The following is a 14,526-nucleotide window of genomic DNA, read 5'->3' as shown; positions in this document are numbered from 1 at the left end:
AGGCCGGTTGAGAGGTGATGATACGATGGCTGAAATTTTTTTTGAGGATCTCGAGCGCACGATTGCTTTGGGCAGACGTGAAGTTGATAGAGAGATATTAAGAAGGCGCGAGTGTCGGGAGAAACCCTACCGCCGCAAGCCGCGTGACGAAGAAGAAAGGAGGATACTGACCATAATTGCTAAGAAGAAGTGGGAACGGGCTGAGAAAGAGGGGAAAATAGCCTACTTATCACCCACGGAGTGGTATTATGAATTGGATGAATAAGCTGAAAAAGCTTCGAAATAAGTCCAAGTTTGAGCGCATGCTGGGAGTGGCCGAAGTGTTTACCGGCATATCCCAAGAGCGGTTCGGGGTGACTCCTGTCATAGTAGGCGGCATGGCCGTGGAGGTATACACCAGGGGCGAGTACGTTACCGCGTGCAAAGCGGGGGATTTTACTTGGCGGTGACTTAACACCGGATGTAAGGTGCAGGCGGATATGCGTATTAAAAAGGCGGAATCAGGAATGGCTGAAGGAAAAGGGAGAGCTGATATCAGCGACTACAGGGTCTTGCGGCGGCGCTTGCTGGGACTGGAGGAACGAAAGAAAGAGCGCTTGTACCGGCTCGCTTGGCAGAGGGCTGTGGATGTAGCAACTATGCTGAAGGAGCGATACGGGGCAGGAGAGGTATACCTTTACGGTTCTTTAGCCTGGGGCGGGTTCGACGAGCATTCCGACATCGATCTCTTCGTGGTAGGGCTTGCGGGAGAATATTGGCAGGCTTACATTGATGCCGAAGCCGCAGCCAGTCCCTTTCTGGTTAGCGTGGCCTGTGCAGAAGACTGTACGGAGAGTCTGAAGGCAAAGGTTAAAGAAAAGGGGGTGCGGCTGTGATCACGCCGGTCGAATACTTGGCTTTGAAGGCCAGAGTGGAAGAAGAGTTAGAGAACATCCGGCGTCTGGAGACATCGCTTAAGAAGTTGCGGGTGTTTCCGAGGATAGCTACCGATAACATCAGTGGACTGCTGCTGGATGACGAGATTTCATGTCGGGTGTTAGGTTCGTATCTCCACGATTATTATTGCTACCTGGAGCGGGTTTTTGTGCATGTTGCCCGCAGCTTCGGCGAGCGTGTACCTGACGGGTCACAGTGGCACAAGGAATTGTTGGACGAGATGGCTTTGGCCATCCCGGGGGTTCGAGTAGCGGTGATAAGCAAGCAGACAAAGGGTAAACTTGACGAGCTTCGAGGATTCAGGCATGTTTTCCGCAACATGTACGGTTTTAACCTAGACCCGGAAAAGTTAAGGGCACTGCTCACCAAGTTGCCTGCAATATCGTCCGCGGCCAAGAAAGACTTGGCGAAGTTTTTTCAGCAGATGGACCGTTTGCTGCTGGAAGAAGCGTAGACCGCAGGCGATTCCTCTTTTCCCCCGCAATTTACAACGTAGCCTCAAATCTGTTATCATGTAGCTACCAGGAGGTGGTCGAATGAAGGCGGGCGTTCGCGAGGTGAAAAATCGTTTGAGTGAATACCTTCGGCGGGTAAAGCAGGGGGAAATCATCTACATCACCGAAAGGAACGTTCCGGTAGCCAAGATTGTCCCCGTTGAAGAGAGTGTGAAGGAAGAAGTGCTGGATATGGTTGAACGGGGATTGGCTTCTTGGGACGGAGGGAAACCGGCGGGGATTCCCAACGGGCCAGAGATAAGCGGACCTGCTTCCATCGAAGCACTGGTGTCGGAGGACCGGCGGTGATTCTGTACCTGGACACGAGCGCGCTGGTAAAGCTTTATGTTCGAGAAGCAGGGTCCGAAACGGTGCGGACATTTGTAGACAGTGCGTCTTTAGTTGCTACCAGCAAAGTAGCTTATGCCGAGGCGCGGGCAGCTTTTGCCAGGGCTTTCCGCGAGGGGGTTCTGGGAGAGGAAGGCTACCTTCAGGTGGTTGCGTCCCTGCAGTCCGATTGGCCGCGGTACCTGACCCTGGCGGTTTCTGATTCTCTGGTGTGGCTAGCAGGAGAGTTGGCAGAGCGTTACCGGCTGCGGGGGTTTGATTCGATTCACCTGGCTTCCGCGATGACTTTAAAGGGAATGGCCAAAAGCCCGGTCCGAGCAGTGTGCTTCGATGCCAGGCTTTGGGACGCTTTTCTCAGTTCGGGGTTTGAGGTAGTCCCGGAAGTGAGACCGGGATGAACTACAGATGGCATTCTGTCAACATGTTCAGCGAAAAAGCCGCTTCCTGCTTGGCTAAAGACGGGTAGGGGTTTTGACGATAACCTTAATGAGGCCAAACGGATTTGGGGAAGGGGGCGCAAGGATGCGCGTGGAAGGTTATCAGGTAAGCCTTACGAGTTCCTGGCAGGAAAAGAAGACGCAGGTGATAGAGGAACGGTTGGAAGTCTGGGATGGTGGCGCGGGCAGGGGCGGCGGGCCTGCGGGTGAGTGGCTCCAGGCTGACAGGGTGGAGCTTTCGACAACAGCCCTGCAAAAGGCCAAAGCCGCGAACGATACCGAGAGTGCGGACGATGTGGAGTTACCATCTGAGCTAGAAGAAAAAGTTAGAGTAGTGGCTCTGCTGGTGGAGATGTTTACCGGACGCAAGGTGGAGGTTAACAAACTGAAGCTGCGGAAGTTGAACGGTGAAACCGAGGCAGGAGAACCGGCGGTGACCGTTCCTGCCGGCAGCGGGCAGGTCAGGCGGGGGTGGGGTCTCGCCTACGAATACCGCTTTTCTTACAGTGAAGAGGAGAGGCTGTCCTTCTCCGGGCAGGGCGTGGTCAAGACCGCGGACGGGCGGGTGCTTAACTTCGATTTCCAACTGGACATGAGCCGTTCGTTCGCGGCTGAGGAGAGGCTGAGCCTGCGTTTGGGGGACGCGGCGGTAGATCCTTTGGTGATAAGCTTCGGCGATAACGGCATCTCGTTTACCACCGAGCCCTGGGAGTTTGACCTGAACGGTGACGGGGTGAAAGAAAAACTGGCAACTCTTGCTCCGGGGGCTGGATTTTTGGTGTTGGACCGAAACGGCGATGGGGTTATAAACGATGGGCGGGAGATGTTCGGTCCCTCTATCGGCGACGGCTGGGCCGAACTAGCGGCGTATGACAGCGACGGAAACGGATGGATCGACGAAGGTGACTCCGTCTACTCCCAACTGCGGGTCCTGGTACCGGCCGGAGGCAGCGAGGTAATGTTCAGCTTGTCGGAGCTTTCCGTAGGCGCCGTTTTCTTGGGCCGGGTTTCGACTCCCTTCTCCTTCCGCTCGCCAGCGAATTCCGACCTGGCTTTCTTGAGAAGCGGGGGGATTTACTTCAAAGAAAACGGCCAGGCCGGGTTTGTGGGAAAGGTAGACATGGTTGATTTGAAAGCGTGAAAAAATCTGAAAAAATCAGGGGGACGGTTCCTGCGGTTTATTTTTTGAAATAAACCGCAGGAACCGTCCCCCTGATCGACCTAGGACTGGGTGCTGTTTTCGGTACTAGACTGGCCGTTTTGATTACCGGTGTCTTGACCGAAACCATGCCTGAGTCCCTTGCCTTTGCCGTGCCAGTTCTTCATGAGTTGCTTTTGTTCATCGGTTAAGATCTGGTTCATTTGGTCGCGTTGTTTCTGCATCAGCTCTTGAAGCTGGGCACGGAGTTCGTTGATTTCTTTCATCTTGGCTTCAACTGCCGATTTGTCCGGGTTGGTGTCGAGCTCCATCTGCTTCAGCTCGAACATGGCGTCTGCCAGTTTTTGGCGCAGCTCCTTGGTGGCTTCATAGGTGCTCTGGTTGAGCTCTTTTAGTTTTTGGCTCTGATCCTCGGTCAGATTGAGCTTCTGCGACAGAGGGGTCCAGTTGTCGATACTGAGCTGACCGCGAAGCCCGCCGAATCCCAGGCCCAAGCCGGCAGCAGACGCCACCGAGGTTACGCCGAATACCAGTACCAAACTCAAGACTAGAAACAGGACTTTTTTCTTCAAATCTTCACCTCCTTTATCGGCAGTCTGGGAAGCCGGCTCAAACCGAGAGCCGCTTCCTAACTAGAGTCTATCCCGAAAGTTTTACGATTCTGTGAACAGAAATCGAAAGAATTAGGAAAATTACTGTCAATACTGCCACGCATACACGGTAAGCCGGCACTCGGCACGTCCCCATCATCAGCGCCGTCTGGAAAACCGGCTAGTGGATCGGTTAGTTTCTGGCCAGATTTTGCTTGCTGCTGGATGCTTGCATAAAGAAGAATACAATGGGAGTTGTGTCGTTTGCTGCTTTCGATGGAATTGGTTAAAGTGAGCATTGGTTGTTTCCGATATGTTTAATATGAGACTAAGCAGGAAGACAGCAGGGAGGCGAAACGGATGCGGATCGAGGGGCCAGGGACGGCGAGCGATGTGAGCACCGCAAAGATCGAACCGGTCCGTCCGGTATCGGTCGATATGATCAGGGAAAAGCGGGTTTTGGAGAAGACCGAGGATGAAAACAGATTGAAAATTTCGAAAGAAGCGGACGGAGAAAAGGCAACGAGGGAACCTGAGAGCCTGGACCGGGCGGTAGACATTGCCAATAAGGCCATGGAAATTTCCGGTTATAACCTGCAGTTTCGTATACACAAAGAGAGCGGAAGGGTTCAGGTGAAAGTGGTGGATGCCGAAACCCAGGAGGTCATCAGGGAGATTCCCCCGGAACAGATGTTGAGGCTCTCTGCCAGTATAATGGAAATGCTCGAGAACTTCCATAAGATGGTAGGACTAATGGTAGACGAATTGGTGTGAGGCAGGGAGGGGTAACATGAGTGTGAACATTAACGCTTATCAACAATACAGGAACTCGACGGTCGAAACGGCGAGCCCAGGAGCGCTTCTTCTCATGCTGTACGACGCCGCGATTCAGAATCTGGAAGGAGCCAAGCGGGCCATAGAGGGTAACGATATGGCCGGGGCTCACAATTACCTGACCCGGGCCCAGGACATCGTTTTGGAACTGATGAGCACCTTGAACATGGAGTATCAGATATCGAAGAGCCTGTGGAGCCTATACGACTACCTGTACCGGCAGCTGGTTCAGGCCAACGTGAAAAAGAGCGTGGAGCTGGTCGAAGAAGTATACGGTTTTATGACCGAACTCAGGGACACCTGGCGGGAGGCAGTTAGAAAAGCGGGACGAACAGCGGCAGTGAGTGGCGGCAAGTCCCAAGGCATTTGCATGGAAGGGTAGAAGTGATGAGTGTTTTGGAAGAAGTGGTGGAAAAGCTCAGGCGGGAAAAAGATATTTTCAGCGAGATGTTACAAATAGCTGACCGGCAATTGCAGCTCGCCCGAGGGGCGGAGGATGAAAGCTGGTTGGACGAGTTTCTGAGGCTTTTGGAGCTGCGCCAGGGCTTGATGCAGGAAGTAGACCAGTTGACCAAAGAGGTCGAAGCCGTAAGGGCGAGACCGGGGTCTTATGAGGAGACTGGAGAGGTAAGAGAAAAGTACCGGACGTTGGTAGACGAGATTAAGGGTCTGATAGCCCAGATACAGGCCAAGGACACGACCTGTCAGGAAATAATGCAGGCCAGGCTTAAAGGGCTGGAAGAGAAGCTGGGAGAGGTGCGGACCAGCCGCAAGGCCAACCAGGCTTACCGCTTGCCGCCGGGCACCAATCCGGCATGGTTCATCGACAAAAAAAGGTAACCCCTTAACCGGGGACGATAACGGCGGGATATACCGCCTTTTTTTGTTTTATCGGGGCGAGTTTAGAGCAGACCGGTTATTTTGCTTGCTATTATGATTTGCGGGGAGTATAATGACATTAACTGCTCGGGGAATTCACTCAGGCAAGGCGGTCTTACCAACTTTGCCGGTTCGGGAGGAGCCGGAGCAGAATATCCAAAAAGTGAGGGGTTTTTTTAACATGTTCCAAGACAAGGTTTTAGTGTGTAGGGACTGCGGTGAGGAGTTCGTTTTCACTGCCGGAGAACAGGAGTTCTACGCAGAAAAAGGATTTGAAAACGAACCGAAGCGGTGCAGGGTATGTCGGCAGAACCGGCAGGGTAGAAACACGGGCGCCAGGGCACCGCGGGAAATGTACACAACGGTGTGTGCCGGGTGCGGCGGAGAAGCCAAGGTTCCGTTCAAACCGGTAGCAAACCGTCCGGTGTACTGTCAAGACTGCTTTGCCAAACAAAGAGCTATCTAGGTTTCCGAGCAACACAAGTGACAGCGAGGCCCGGGGAATTCCCCGGGTTTTTCGTTTCTGTACGAGATTCTATTTTTCGATGATTTCCGCTAACAACCGATGGGCAAAAGGATCGACAGGAAGTTTTATCCACAGGAGTTTTTTGCCAGAGGTGGGTTATTAACACTGTTATCCACAGAAAGGGCGGGCCTTAGGCTACATTTTTCGCGTGTTCATTTCATAGCCACAGACCCGGCACTCAGCCTGAATCTGTGCCGAGAATAAGCCACAGATATGCACAGATGGTCACCGATGAACACAGACTTTATATTAAGAGATTTTTAGATTCTCCCCTTGGAAAACCAAGTTTTTGTACTCTAGTGGTGACACTTGCCAGTGTCGTGAGGGTCCGCCCCGAAAATCGCTTAGTGGGAGGAGTGCACAGTCACATTTTCATTCTCTAGTGGTGACCCGGATGAGAGTCTTAAAGGTCTGCGTTTATCTGTGGTTCTTAGTTGGGGTCTGGAGGATTTAACCGGTAATTGTAGAATATAATATCTAGTAACGCAAGGAAGGGAGTGGTCGTATGAGGATCGAGGTCAGGGGCAAGAACATCGAACTAACTGATGCCTTACGAGAGTACGTCGAGAAAAGGTTGTCCAAGCTGGAACGCTTCATCGACGACCTCAAAGAGGCCCAGGTGACCTTGTCGGTCGAAGGAGATACCCACCGGGTTGAAGTGACCATTCCGCTAAACGGGGTTATCCTCAGAGGGGAGGAGAAGACAGACGACATGTACAGCTCGGTCGACCTGGTGGTTGACAAGCTGGAAAAGCAGATTGACAAGTACAAGACCCGCATCTACCGGCGCTACCGGGAGGTAGGACTGAAGAAGGGGGCCACGGGGGAGGCTCCACCGGTAAAAGAGGAGGAAAAAGGAGAAGCCGCTAAGGTGGTCAGGACCAAGCGGTTTGCGCTGAAGCCGATGGATGTGGAAGAGGCGATTATGCAGATGAATCTGCTGGGGCACAGCTTTTTCGTGTTTTTCAACGTGGAGTCTGCGGAAGTGAATGTCTTGTACCGTAGGCGAGACGGGAATTACGGGCTGATCGAGCCCGAGTTTGAGTAGTTGCCGGGCCCGAATTGTGATAGTATATAATTGTATAGCTACTAGCGGGGAACCTGATCAGGTTCCTCATTTATTTCAAGTGAGGTAGAGGATTATGGTCTTGGGCTTTTTGAAGAAGGTATTAGATGCGAATGAACGGGAGGTCAAACGGCTGTGGCATATTGTTGAGGAGGTTAACAGCCTGGAGCCTCAGGTGCAGGCCTTAAGCGATGAGGGGCTGGCGGCTAAAACCTTGGATTTTAAGAGGAGACTGGAGAATGGAGATACTCTTGACGATATATTACCTGAAGCCTTTGCGGTAGTGAGGGAGGCGTCCAGGCGCACCCTGGGGATGAGGCACTTTGATGTTCAGATTTTGGGCGGGATAGTCCTGCACCAGGGGCGTATCGCGGAGATGAAAACCGGTGAAGGTAAGACCCTGGTAGCTACTTTGCCCGCATATCTCAATGCCCTCACCGGGCGGGGAGTCCACATAGTGACCGTGAACGATTACTTGGCTTCTCGCGACGCGGAGTGGATGGGGCCAATTTACCGCAGCCTCGGGCTTTCCGTAGGATTAGTGGTCCACGGACTGAACCATGAAGAAAAGCAGCGGGCATACCAGGCCGATGTTACTTATGGTACCAACAACGAATTCGGTTTCGATTACCTGCGGGACAACATGGTTACCACTCCCGAACACAAGGTGCAGAGGGAACGCTATTACGCCATCGTGGACGAAGTAGACTCGATTCTCATCGACGAGGCGCGAACTCCGCTCATAATTTCGGGGGAAGCGGATAAGCCGACTGATCTGTATTACAAAATCGCCAAATTTGTGCCCAGGCTGAAGCCAGAGGTAGATTACAAGGTGGATGAAAAGGCTCACCTGGTAACCTTGACCGACGAAGGGGTGGCCAAGGTCGAAAAATACTTCGGCATCGAAAACCTGGGTGATGATAGGTACATGGAACTGGCTCATCATGTGAACCAGGGACTGAAGGCGCACGCCTTGATGAAGCGGGACCGGGACTACGTCGTGAAGGATGGCAAGGTCATCATCGTGGACGAGTTTACAGGGAGGTTGATGTTCGGGCGCCGGTACAGCGACGGCCTGCACCAGGCCATCGAAGCCAAGGAAGGCGTCAAGATTGAAAGGGAAAGCCAGACTTTGGCTACCATTACATTCCAAAATTATTTTCGCCTGTACGAAAAACTGGCAGGGATGACTGGAACGGCGGCTACGGAAGAGGAAGAGTTTCGCAAGATCTACGGGATGGACGTGGTGGTGATTCCCACCCACAAGCCGATGATTCGCGTCGATCTTCCTGACTTTATTTACCGTACTGAAGAAGGTAAATTCCAGGCAGTCGTAGAAGATATTGTCGAGCGGTACCGAAAAGGGCAGCCGGTGCTGGTAGGGACCATTTCAATTGAAAAATCGGAAAGGCTCAGCAGTATGCTATCCCGGCGCGGGGTCCCCCACCAGGTTTTAAACGCCAAACACCACGAAAAAGAGGCCCAGATCATCGCCCGGGCCGGGCAGAAAGGGACCGTAACCATTGCAACCAATATGGCTGGTCGAGGGACGGACATCGTGCTGGGAGAAGGCGTGGCCGAGCTGGGAGGGCTCTACGTTTTGGGGACCGAGAGGCATGAAGCCCGCCGCATAGACAACCAGCTGCGGGGTCGTTCCGGGCGCCAAGGAGACCCGGGGGAATCGCGGTTCTACGTCTCCCTGGAGGACGACCTGATGCGTCTTTTCGGTTCGGAGAGCATCGAGGGCTTAATGGACCGGCTGGGGATGGATGATTCCGTACCTATTGAAAACAAACTGGTTTCCAGGGCTATTGAGAACGCTCAGAAGAAAGTGGAGAGCCGGAATTTCGAGATCCGTAAGCATGTTCTGGAGTACGATGATGTCATCAACCAGCAGCGTGAAGTTATATACGCGGAACGCGACAAGGTGCTCTATGGAGAAGACCTGACCGAAACCGTGATATCTATGATGGAAGACGTGGCTGAGCTGATTGTGGACCGATTCGCGGGTGAGGAGAAATACGCGGACGGGTGGGATTTAGCGGGGCTCTTTAATTACGTGGAGCGCAACTACATCCCGGAACCGGATTTTGGACCCGAGGAATTTAAGGGCATGACCCGGGATGACGTGGTTTCGTTCTTAAAGGAAAAGGGACGCCTGTTTTACGAAAAGCGCCGGTCCGAGATGGGCGACGAGACCATGCAGGCTCTGCAAAAGGTTTTGTTGCTCCGCATAATCGACGACAAGTGGATGGACCACATCGATGCCATGGACCAGCTACGGCACGGTATAGGTCTCAGGGCTTACGGGCAGCGGGATCCGCTGGTTGAGTATAAATTCGAAGCTTATAACGCGTTTCAGGATATGGTTGCCAGTATTAAAGAAGATGTTGTCAGGTATGTGTTCCGGGTCAAGGTGGTCAGCCAGCCCCGGGAAAGGGTGACGGTTGAAAGCCGGGAGCAGGAGGGCGGCCGTAAGCCGGTGCGGTCTTCGAAGATCGGGCGCAACGACCCGTGCCCTTGCGGCAGCGGTAAAAAGTATAAGAAGTGTTGCGGGAGAGGAGTTGGCTGATGGATCTCACTTCGCTGATCGGACTTATTATAGGCCTTGCCGGTCTTATCCTAGGGTTCGTTTTAGAAGAGGGAAAAGTGGGGATGTTGCTGAAGGAGACCGCTGCTCTCATCGTCTTTGGCGGTACCATAGGCGCAGTCACCGTCAGCTTCAGCTCCGAGGAGTTAAAGACCATTCCGTATTTTTTGAAGGTTGTGTTTACCAATAAAAAAATAGAATTTGGAGAAACCATCGACCAGTTGGTACAGGTAGCGGATAAAGCGCGGCGAGAAGGACTTTTGAGCCTCGAAACCCAGCTCGAGGAATTGGAAAACGAGTTTATGCGCCGCGCGCTGCAGCTGGTCATCGATGGCACTGATCCAGAGCTTACCCGCAACATGTTGGAGATGGAAATCGAGGCCTTCGAGAAGCGGCAAAAACTCGGGGTCGATATTTTCAACGCCGCCGGAGGTTTTGCTCCGACTATGGGAATAATAGGAACGGTCATGGGACTGGTGCAGGTCTTGAGTAATGTCAGCGAGCCAGACAAACTAGGAGGAGCCATTGCGGTGGCTTTCATCGCCACCCTGTACGGTATTTTTTCCGCCAACATTTTATGGATTCCGTTTGCCGGCAAGATAAAGGTCAAGACGGAAAAAGAAGTCAAGCTCATGGAGTTGGTTCTTGAGGGCGTGCTTTCGGTGCAGGCGGGGGAGAATCCCCGGGTTATCAGGGAGAAACTCATGACTTTCCTGGCGCCTGCGGAAAAACAAGCTATGTTTGAAGCCCAAAAGGCAGGGGTGGAAATGTAACATGGCCCGAAATTCTAAGAAAGAACAAGAAGGTGGTGAGGGTGGCCCCAGCATGGAGCGGTGGCTACTCACTTATTCTGACCTCATAACTTTGTTGATGATATTTTTCGTTGTAATGTACACCATGAGCCAGGTAGATGCCCAAAAGTTTCAGGCTTTAGCCAATTCTCTGAGCATGGTCCTATCCGGAAAGTCGATTTCTATTATGGAAACGCCTGGCCCTTCTGTGGTAGAAGGGAGAAGCGGGCAGATCATACGCGAGGGGCAGGGCGATACCCCTACCCTGCAGGGGAACCTCGAGGCCATTGAAAAGCAGCTTGCCGAATACATCAAAAGCGAAGAAGGCCTGGCGGGAAACATCGTTCTGATGGAGCAGGAGCGGGGCCTGGTCATAAGCTTGAAGGATACTCTGCTTTTTCCTAAAGGATCAGATGTTTTGACTCCCCGGGCACATGAAATAATACGTAAAGTGGGCGAGAGCCTGAAAACCATACCTAACTACGTAAGGGTAGAAGGACACACCGATGATCTGCCTATCAATACGCCAAAGTTTCCTTCTAACTGGGAACTCTCGGTCTTACGGGCCACCAATGTGGTGCATGTGCTGGCCGGGGAGGTGGGTATTCCTCCCGATCGTCTTTCTGCTACGGGATACGGAGAGTATCGGCCTTTGATGCCCAACGACAGCGAGCCCAACCGGGCCATGAACCGTCGAGTGGATATAGTAATACTGAAACAGAAATACGATTACTTTGAACCGCCTCAGAGCGGAGAGTAGGGAAGGAGGGGCCTATAAATGCTTTCAGAAAACGCCTTAAACCTGGCTTGCGAAATTAAAAAGAGACTTGAAGAAATCGGAGGTTCTCTTTGACGTAGAGGGACTGAAGCACAGGATAAAAAAACTGGAGGACAAAACCTGCCAACCCGGTTTTTGGGACGACAATCAGGAGGCCCAGAAGGTCGTTAAGGAGATGAGCGGGCTCAAGGAACGGGTAGACAGTTATGAATCACTTGTCCGCGAGATAGAGGACATCTCAGCACTTTTGGAATTGGCGGAGGCCGAGGAAGACGAGGAGCTTTACCGCGAAGCAGCGGCTGAGTTGGCCCGGCTTAACCGCCGGTTTCGCGAATACGAACTCTCTATCATGTTCAAGGGAGAACACGACGACAGCAATGCTATCGTTTCTCTGCACGCCGGGGCAGGAGGTACCGATGCCCAGGACTGGGTGGAGATGCTTTTGCGCATGTATACCCGCTGGGCTGAGGATAACGGGTATGAGGTTGACATAATGGATTACCTGCCGGGGGAAGAAGCAGGGATTAAGAGCGTGACCTTGCTGATAAAAGGGAAATACGCCTATGGCAAGATGAGAGCCGAGGCTGGGGTGCATAGACTTATCAGGGTATCTCCCTTCGACGCCTCGGGAAGAAGGCATACTTCTTTTGCCTTGGTTTCAGTTCTGCCGGAAATTCAGGATGATGTGGAGGTTACCATTTCTTCCGATGACCTGCGTATAGATACTTTCCGCGCCGGGGGTGCCGGGGGCCAGCACGTGAACAAGACGGACTCTGCCGTACGTATCACGCACCTGCCTTCAGGCATCGTGGTGCAGTGCCAGAACGAGAGGTCCCAGTACGCCAACAAACTAGCGGCCATGAAGATATTGCGGGCTAAATTGTACGAACTGAAACAGCGAGAGCAGGAAGAGAGCCTGCAGAAGCTGAAAGGGGAGTACAAGGAGATAGCTTGGGGCAACCAGATAAGGACTTACGTATTGAACCCGTTTTCCCTGGTGAAGGACCACCGTACAGGGCTCGAGGTAGGCAACGTTAATGCTGTCCTGGACGGAGACATTAACGATTTTATTACCGCGTATCTGGGGCAGAAGTACGGAGCGGGAATTGAGAATTAAGAATGAAGAATGAAGAATGAAGAATGAAGAATGAAGAATGAAGAGTGAATTCGGGGTTAATCGGCGTCGAAGAATTTATAGAGAGGGAGTTAACTGAGGATGCGGGAAATTAGCCAACAAGCCGTGACAGAACTGAAAGAGCGGGCCAGGAGCCTGAGGTGCGAGGTGATTAAAATGCTGGGAAAAGCCGGCTCCGGGCACACGGGGGGCTCGCTTTCTGCAGCCGATGTCGTGGCTTGCCTCTATTTCTGGGAGATGAGGCTCGATAATGCCAACCCGGGTTGGCCAGAGCGGGACCGTTTTGTACTCAGTAAAGGACATGCCGCTCCTTTGCTGTATGCGGCTCTGGCGGAAAAAGGTTTTATCCCCAAGGAAGAATTGCAAAGTCTTCGCCGCTTGGGCAGCCGGCTGCAGGGTCATCCTGACATGCGAAAAGTTCCTGGGGTGGAAGCTTCGACCGGTTCCCTGGGCCAGGGAATAGCCTGGGCAGTGGGTATGGCCCTAGCAGGGCGTTTGGATGCCAAGGATTATCGAGTTTACACCCTGTTGGGAGACGGGGAGATACAAGAGGGAGAGGTGTGGGAAGCCGTGATGGCTGCCGCCCACTACCGGCTGGACAACCTAGTGGCTATTGTCGACTACAACGGGTTGCAGATTGACGGGGCTGTAGATAAGGTAATGTCTCCCCTGCCTATTGCTGCCAAATTCGAAGCCTTCGGGTGGAACACGCAGGAGATTGACGGTCACGATTTTCAGCAGATCATGCAGTCTTTGGAGGCAGCGCGGGGCCACAAGGGAAGACCTTCGGCTATCGTGGCCCGTACCGTTAAGGGCAAGGGAGTCTCATTTATGGAGAACGGGGTCGACTGGCACGGCAAGGCTCCCAATACGGAGCAGGTGGAAAGAGCCTTGGCCGAACTGGCAGTCAATTGAGTATATACTGAGGGACAGGAATGCAAATCCAGAACCGTCCCCGGTTTGCATGAAGGGAGAAGTGGCGAGTGGAGAAGATAGCGACTAGAGATGCATACGGGCAGGCTTTGGTTAAGCTGGGGCATTTACACGAAAATGTAGTAGTTTTGGATGCCGACTTATCCAAATCCACCAAAACCTCGGAGTTCGGCACAACGTTTCCACACAGGTTTTTCAATATGGGCATCGCCGAGCAGAATATGATGGGTACAGCAGCCGGCCTGGCAGCTATGGGCAAGGTGGTTTTTGCCAGCTCTTTTGCGGTGTTTGCTACGGGGAGGGCCTGGGAGCAGGTGCGCAATTCCATCGCTTACGCGGGTCTTAATGTCAAGATCGCCGCTTCCCACGCCGGCATTACCGTGGGGGAAGACGGGGGCTCGCACCAGTCGGTAGAAGATATAGCTTTGATGAGGGCGATACCCGGTATGAAAGTTTTGGTGCCGGCAGACGCGGTCGCTACCGAAAAACTGGTCATGGCCGCCTATCGGGAGCCGGGACCGGTTTACCTGCGATTGGGACGCCCGGCTGTTCCAGTCATTTACGGTCCGGGCTGGGACATGAGTATTGGTCAGGGCATCGAAATACGACAGGGTAAAGACGCGACTATCATCGCCTGTGGAATAATGGTTTACCATGCCTTAGAGGCGGCCAAAATACTGGCGGGCGCTGGCTTGGAGGTTTCTGTCGTCGACATGTTTACTGTAAAACCTTTGGACGAGGATATGATTTGCCGCAAGGCGCGTGAGACCGGAGCCCTGGTAACGGCCGAGGAACACAGCATAATCGGGGGATTAGGGGGAGCAGTTTGCGAAGTCGTTTCCGGGTGCTGCCCGGTTCCAGTGGTTAGGGTCGGGATACAGGATCTGTTCGGTCAGTCTGGTACCCCGGACGAGCTTATGGAATATTACGGGTTAACCGCTAAACATTTGGTGGAGGCGGTGGAAAAGGCAGTCCGTTTAAAGAAAAAAACATGAGCCACAGACCCGGCACTCAGGCTAGGTGTAGGCTA

19 protein-coding genes are annotated in these 14,526 nt (G+C 52.9%); 18 read left to right on the top strand and 1 reads right to left on the bottom strand.

Translation table 11 applies throughout. The features are described 5' to 3' along the window. Positions 1-25 precede the first annotated feature (25 nt). The 7 genes from SLIP_RS09380 to SLIP_RS09350 all read left to right on the top strand — a co-directional run bounded on the left by SLIP_RS09380 (position 26) and on the right by SLIP_RS09350 (position 3,356). Complete coding sequence (locus SLIP_RS09380) at positions 26-265, top strand: hypothetical protein (protein ID WP_013176047.1); 240 nt, start codon at positions 26-28, stop codon at positions 263-265. Beyond that, entirely contained in the window at positions 249-449 is a 201-nt protein-coding gene (locus tag SLIP_RS09375; protein ID WP_013176046.1) for a hypothetical protein, read from the top strand. Before SLIP_RS09380 ends, SLIP_RS09375 begins: the two co-directional genes overlap by 17 nt. A 57-nt stretch (positions 450-506) precedes the next feature. After that, positions 507-875 (top strand): nucleotidyltransferase family protein, encoded by a 369-nt coding sequence (locus tag SLIP_RS12945; protein ID WP_013176045.1) that lies wholly within the window; start codon positions 507-509, stop codon positions 873-875. Further along, positions 872-1,390, top strand: a complete 519-nt coding sequence (locus tag SLIP_RS09365) for a ribonuclease toxin HepT-like protein (protein WP_013176044.1) — start codon at positions 872-874, stop codon at positions 1,388-1,390. Before SLIP_RS12945 ends, SLIP_RS09365 begins: the two co-directional genes overlap by 4 nt. 82 nt (positions 1,391-1,472) lie before the next feature. Next, the gene (locus SLIP_RS09360) at positions 1,473-1,739 is read left to right on the top strand and encodes a type II toxin-antitoxin system Phd/YefM family antitoxin (RefSeq protein WP_013176043.1); all 267 of its coding nucleotides are present in this window, start codon (positions 1,473-1,475) and stop codon (positions 1,737-1,739) included. After that, positions 1,736-2,176 carry a type II toxin-antitoxin system VapC family toxin gene (locus tag SLIP_RS09355; RefSeq protein WP_013176042.1) on the top strand — a complete coding sequence of 147 codons (441 nt, stop codon included), beginning with the start codon at positions 1,736-1,738 and terminating at the stop codon, positions 2,174-2,176. Before SLIP_RS09360 ends, SLIP_RS09355 begins: the two co-directional genes overlap by 4 nt. A gap of 124 nt (positions 2,177-2,300) precedes the next feature. Further along, positions 2,301-3,356 (top strand): hypothetical protein, encoded by a 1,056-nt coding sequence (locus SLIP_RS09350; protein WP_013176041.1) that lies wholly within the window; start codon positions 2,301-2,303, stop codon positions 3,354-3,356. Positions 3,357-3,436: 80 nt separating this feature from the next. Here SLIP_RS09350 and SLIP_RS09345 read toward each other — a convergent pair whose 3' ends face one another. Next, positions 3,437-3,946 carry a Spy/CpxP family protein refolding chaperone gene (locus SLIP_RS09345; RefSeq protein WP_013176040.1) on the bottom strand — a complete coding sequence of 170 codons (510 nt, stop codon included), beginning with the start codon at positions 3,944-3,946 and terminating at the stop codon, positions 3,437-3,439. 378 nt (positions 3,947-4,324) lie between these two features. Here SLIP_RS09345 and SLIP_RS12175 point away from each other — a divergent pair, with 378 nt between their 5' ends. From SLIP_RS12175 to SLIP_RS09290, 11 genes are all read left to right on the top strand, one after another. Continuing rightward, entirely contained in the window at positions 4,325-4,738 is a 414-nt protein-coding gene (locus SLIP_RS12175) for a flagellar protein FlaG (protein ID WP_013176039.1), read from the top strand. 16 nt (positions 4,739-4,754) lie between these two features. Then, positions 4,755-5,180: a flagellar export chaperone FliS gene (gene fliS, locus SLIP_RS09335; protein ID WP_013176038.1), complete on the top strand. Its 426-nt coding sequence runs from the start codon at positions 4,755-4,757 to the stop codon at positions 5,178-5,180. A 2-nt stretch (positions 5,181-5,182) separates the two neighbouring features. Continuing rightward, complete coding sequence (locus tag SLIP_RS09330; RefSeq protein WP_041432982.1) at positions 5,183-5,638, top strand: flagellar protein FliT; 456 nt, start codon at positions 5,183-5,185, stop codon at positions 5,636-5,638. A 220-nt stretch (positions 5,639-5,858) separates the two neighbouring features. After that, positions 5,859-6,143 (top strand): zinc-ribbon domain containing protein, encoded by a 285-nt coding sequence (locus SLIP_RS09325; RefSeq protein WP_013176036.1) that lies wholly within the window; start codon positions 5,859-5,861, stop codon positions 6,141-6,143. 565 nt (positions 6,144-6,708) lie between these two features. Continuing rightward, on the top strand, positions 6,709-7,251 hold the full coding sequence (hpf, locus tag SLIP_RS09320; RefSeq protein ID WP_013176035.1) for a ribosome hibernation-promoting factor, HPF/YfiA family: 543 nt from the start codon (positions 6,709-6,711) through the stop codon (positions 7,249-7,251). A gap of 94 nt (positions 7,252-7,345) precedes the next feature. Beyond that, positions 7,346-9,841, top strand: coding sequence for a preprotein translocase subunit SecA (gene secA / locus SLIP_RS09315; RefSeq protein WP_013176034.1), 2,496 nt, complete (start codon positions 7,346-7,348; stop codon positions 9,839-9,841). Continuing rightward, positions 9,841-10,632, top strand: coding sequence for a flagellar motor protein (locus tag SLIP_RS09310; RefSeq protein WP_013176033.1), 792 nt, complete (start codon positions 9,841-9,843; stop codon positions 10,630-10,632). Before secA ends, SLIP_RS09310 begins: the two co-directional genes overlap by 1 nt. 1 nt (position 10,633) lies before the next feature. Next, a complete protein-coding gene (locus SLIP_RS09305) occupies positions 10,634-11,410 on the top strand; it encodes an OmpA/MotB family protein (protein WP_013176032.1) in 777 nt (258 codons plus the stop codon). Between the two features lie 67 nt (positions 11,411-11,477). Then, the gene (gene prfB, locus SLIP_RS09300) at positions 11,478-12,545 is read left to right on the top strand and encodes a peptide chain release factor 2 (RefSeq protein ID WP_083762019.1); all 1,068 of its coding nucleotides are present in this window, start codon (positions 11,478-11,480) and stop codon (positions 12,543-12,545) included. Between the two features lie 99 nt (positions 12,546-12,644). After that, positions 12,645-13,478, top strand: coding sequence for a transketolase (locus tag SLIP_RS09295; RefSeq protein ID WP_013176030.1), 834 nt, complete (start codon positions 12,645-12,647; stop codon positions 13,476-13,478). A 68-nt stretch (positions 13,479-13,546) separates the two neighbouring features. Further along, positions 13,547-14,491, top strand: coding sequence for a transketolase family protein (locus tag SLIP_RS09290; protein WP_013176029.1), 945 nt, complete (start codon positions 13,547-13,549; stop codon positions 14,489-14,491). Positions 14,492-14,526 lie beyond the last annotated feature (35 nt).

It is taken from the genome of Syntrophothermus lipocalidus DSM 12680 (assembly GCF_000092405.1).
In the GTDB taxonomy this organism is placed as follows: Bacteria; Bacillota; Syntrophomonadia; order Syntrophomonadales; family Syntrophothermaceae; genus Syntrophothermus; species Syntrophothermus lipocalidus.
Note: the sequence above shows the minus strand (reverse complement) of the source record. Positions and strands in the feature narration are given on the sequence as shown.

What these genes read in the sequence shown, in the direction of transcription:
- SLIP_RS09380 (WP_013176047.1), top strand. Translation starts at nt 26, where the DNA reads ATGGCTGAAATTTTTTTTGAGGATCTCGAGCGCACGATTGCTTTGGGC.
- SLIP_RS09375 (WP_013176046.1), top strand. Translation starts at nt 249, where the DNA reads ATGAATTGGATGAATAAGCTGAAAAAGCTTCGAAATAAGTCCAAGTTT.
- SLIP_RS12945 (WP_013176045.1), top strand. Translation starts at nt 507, where the DNA reads ATGGCTGAAGGAAAAGGGAGAGCTGATATCAGCGACTACAGGGTCTTG.
- SLIP_RS09360 (WP_013176043.1), top strand. Translation starts at nt 1,473, where the DNA reads ATGAAGGCGGGCGTTCGCGAGGTGAAAAATCGTTTGAGTGAATACCTT.
- SLIP_RS09350 (WP_013176041.1), top strand. Translation starts at nt 2,301, where the DNA reads ATGCGCGTGGAAGGTTATCAGGTAAGCCTTACGAGTTCCTGGCAGGAA.
- SLIP_RS12175 (WP_013176039.1), top strand. Translation starts at nt 4,325, where the DNA reads ATGCGGATCGAGGGGCCAGGGACGGCGAGCGATGTGAGCACCGCAAAG.
- fliS (WP_013176038.1), top strand. Translation starts at nt 4,755, where the DNA reads ATGAGTGTGAACATTAACGCTTATCAACAATACAGGAACTCGACGGTC.
- SLIP_RS09325 (WP_013176036.1), top strand. Translation starts at nt 5,859, where the DNA reads ATGTTCCAAGACAAGGTTTTAGTGTGTAGGGACTGCGGTGAGGAGTTC.
- hpf (WP_013176035.1), top strand. Translation starts at nt 6,709, where the DNA reads ATGAGGATCGAGGTCAGGGGCAAGAACATCGAACTAACTGATGCCTTA.
- secA (WP_013176034.1), top strand. Translation starts at nt 7,346, where the DNA reads ATGGTCTTGGGCTTTTTGAAGAAGGTATTAGATGCGAATGAACGGGAG.
- SLIP_RS09310 (WP_013176033.1), top strand. Translation starts at nt 9,841, where the DNA reads ATGGATCTCACTTCGCTGATCGGACTTATTATAGGCCTTGCCGGTCTT.
- SLIP_RS09305 (WP_013176032.1), top strand. Translation starts at nt 10,634, where the DNA reads ATGGCCCGAAATTCTAAGAAAGAACAAGAAGGTGGTGAGGGTGGCCCC.
- SLIP_RS09295 (WP_013176030.1), top strand. Translation starts at nt 12,645, where the DNA reads ATGCGGGAAATTAGCCAACAAGCCGTGACAGAACTGAAAGAGCGGGCC.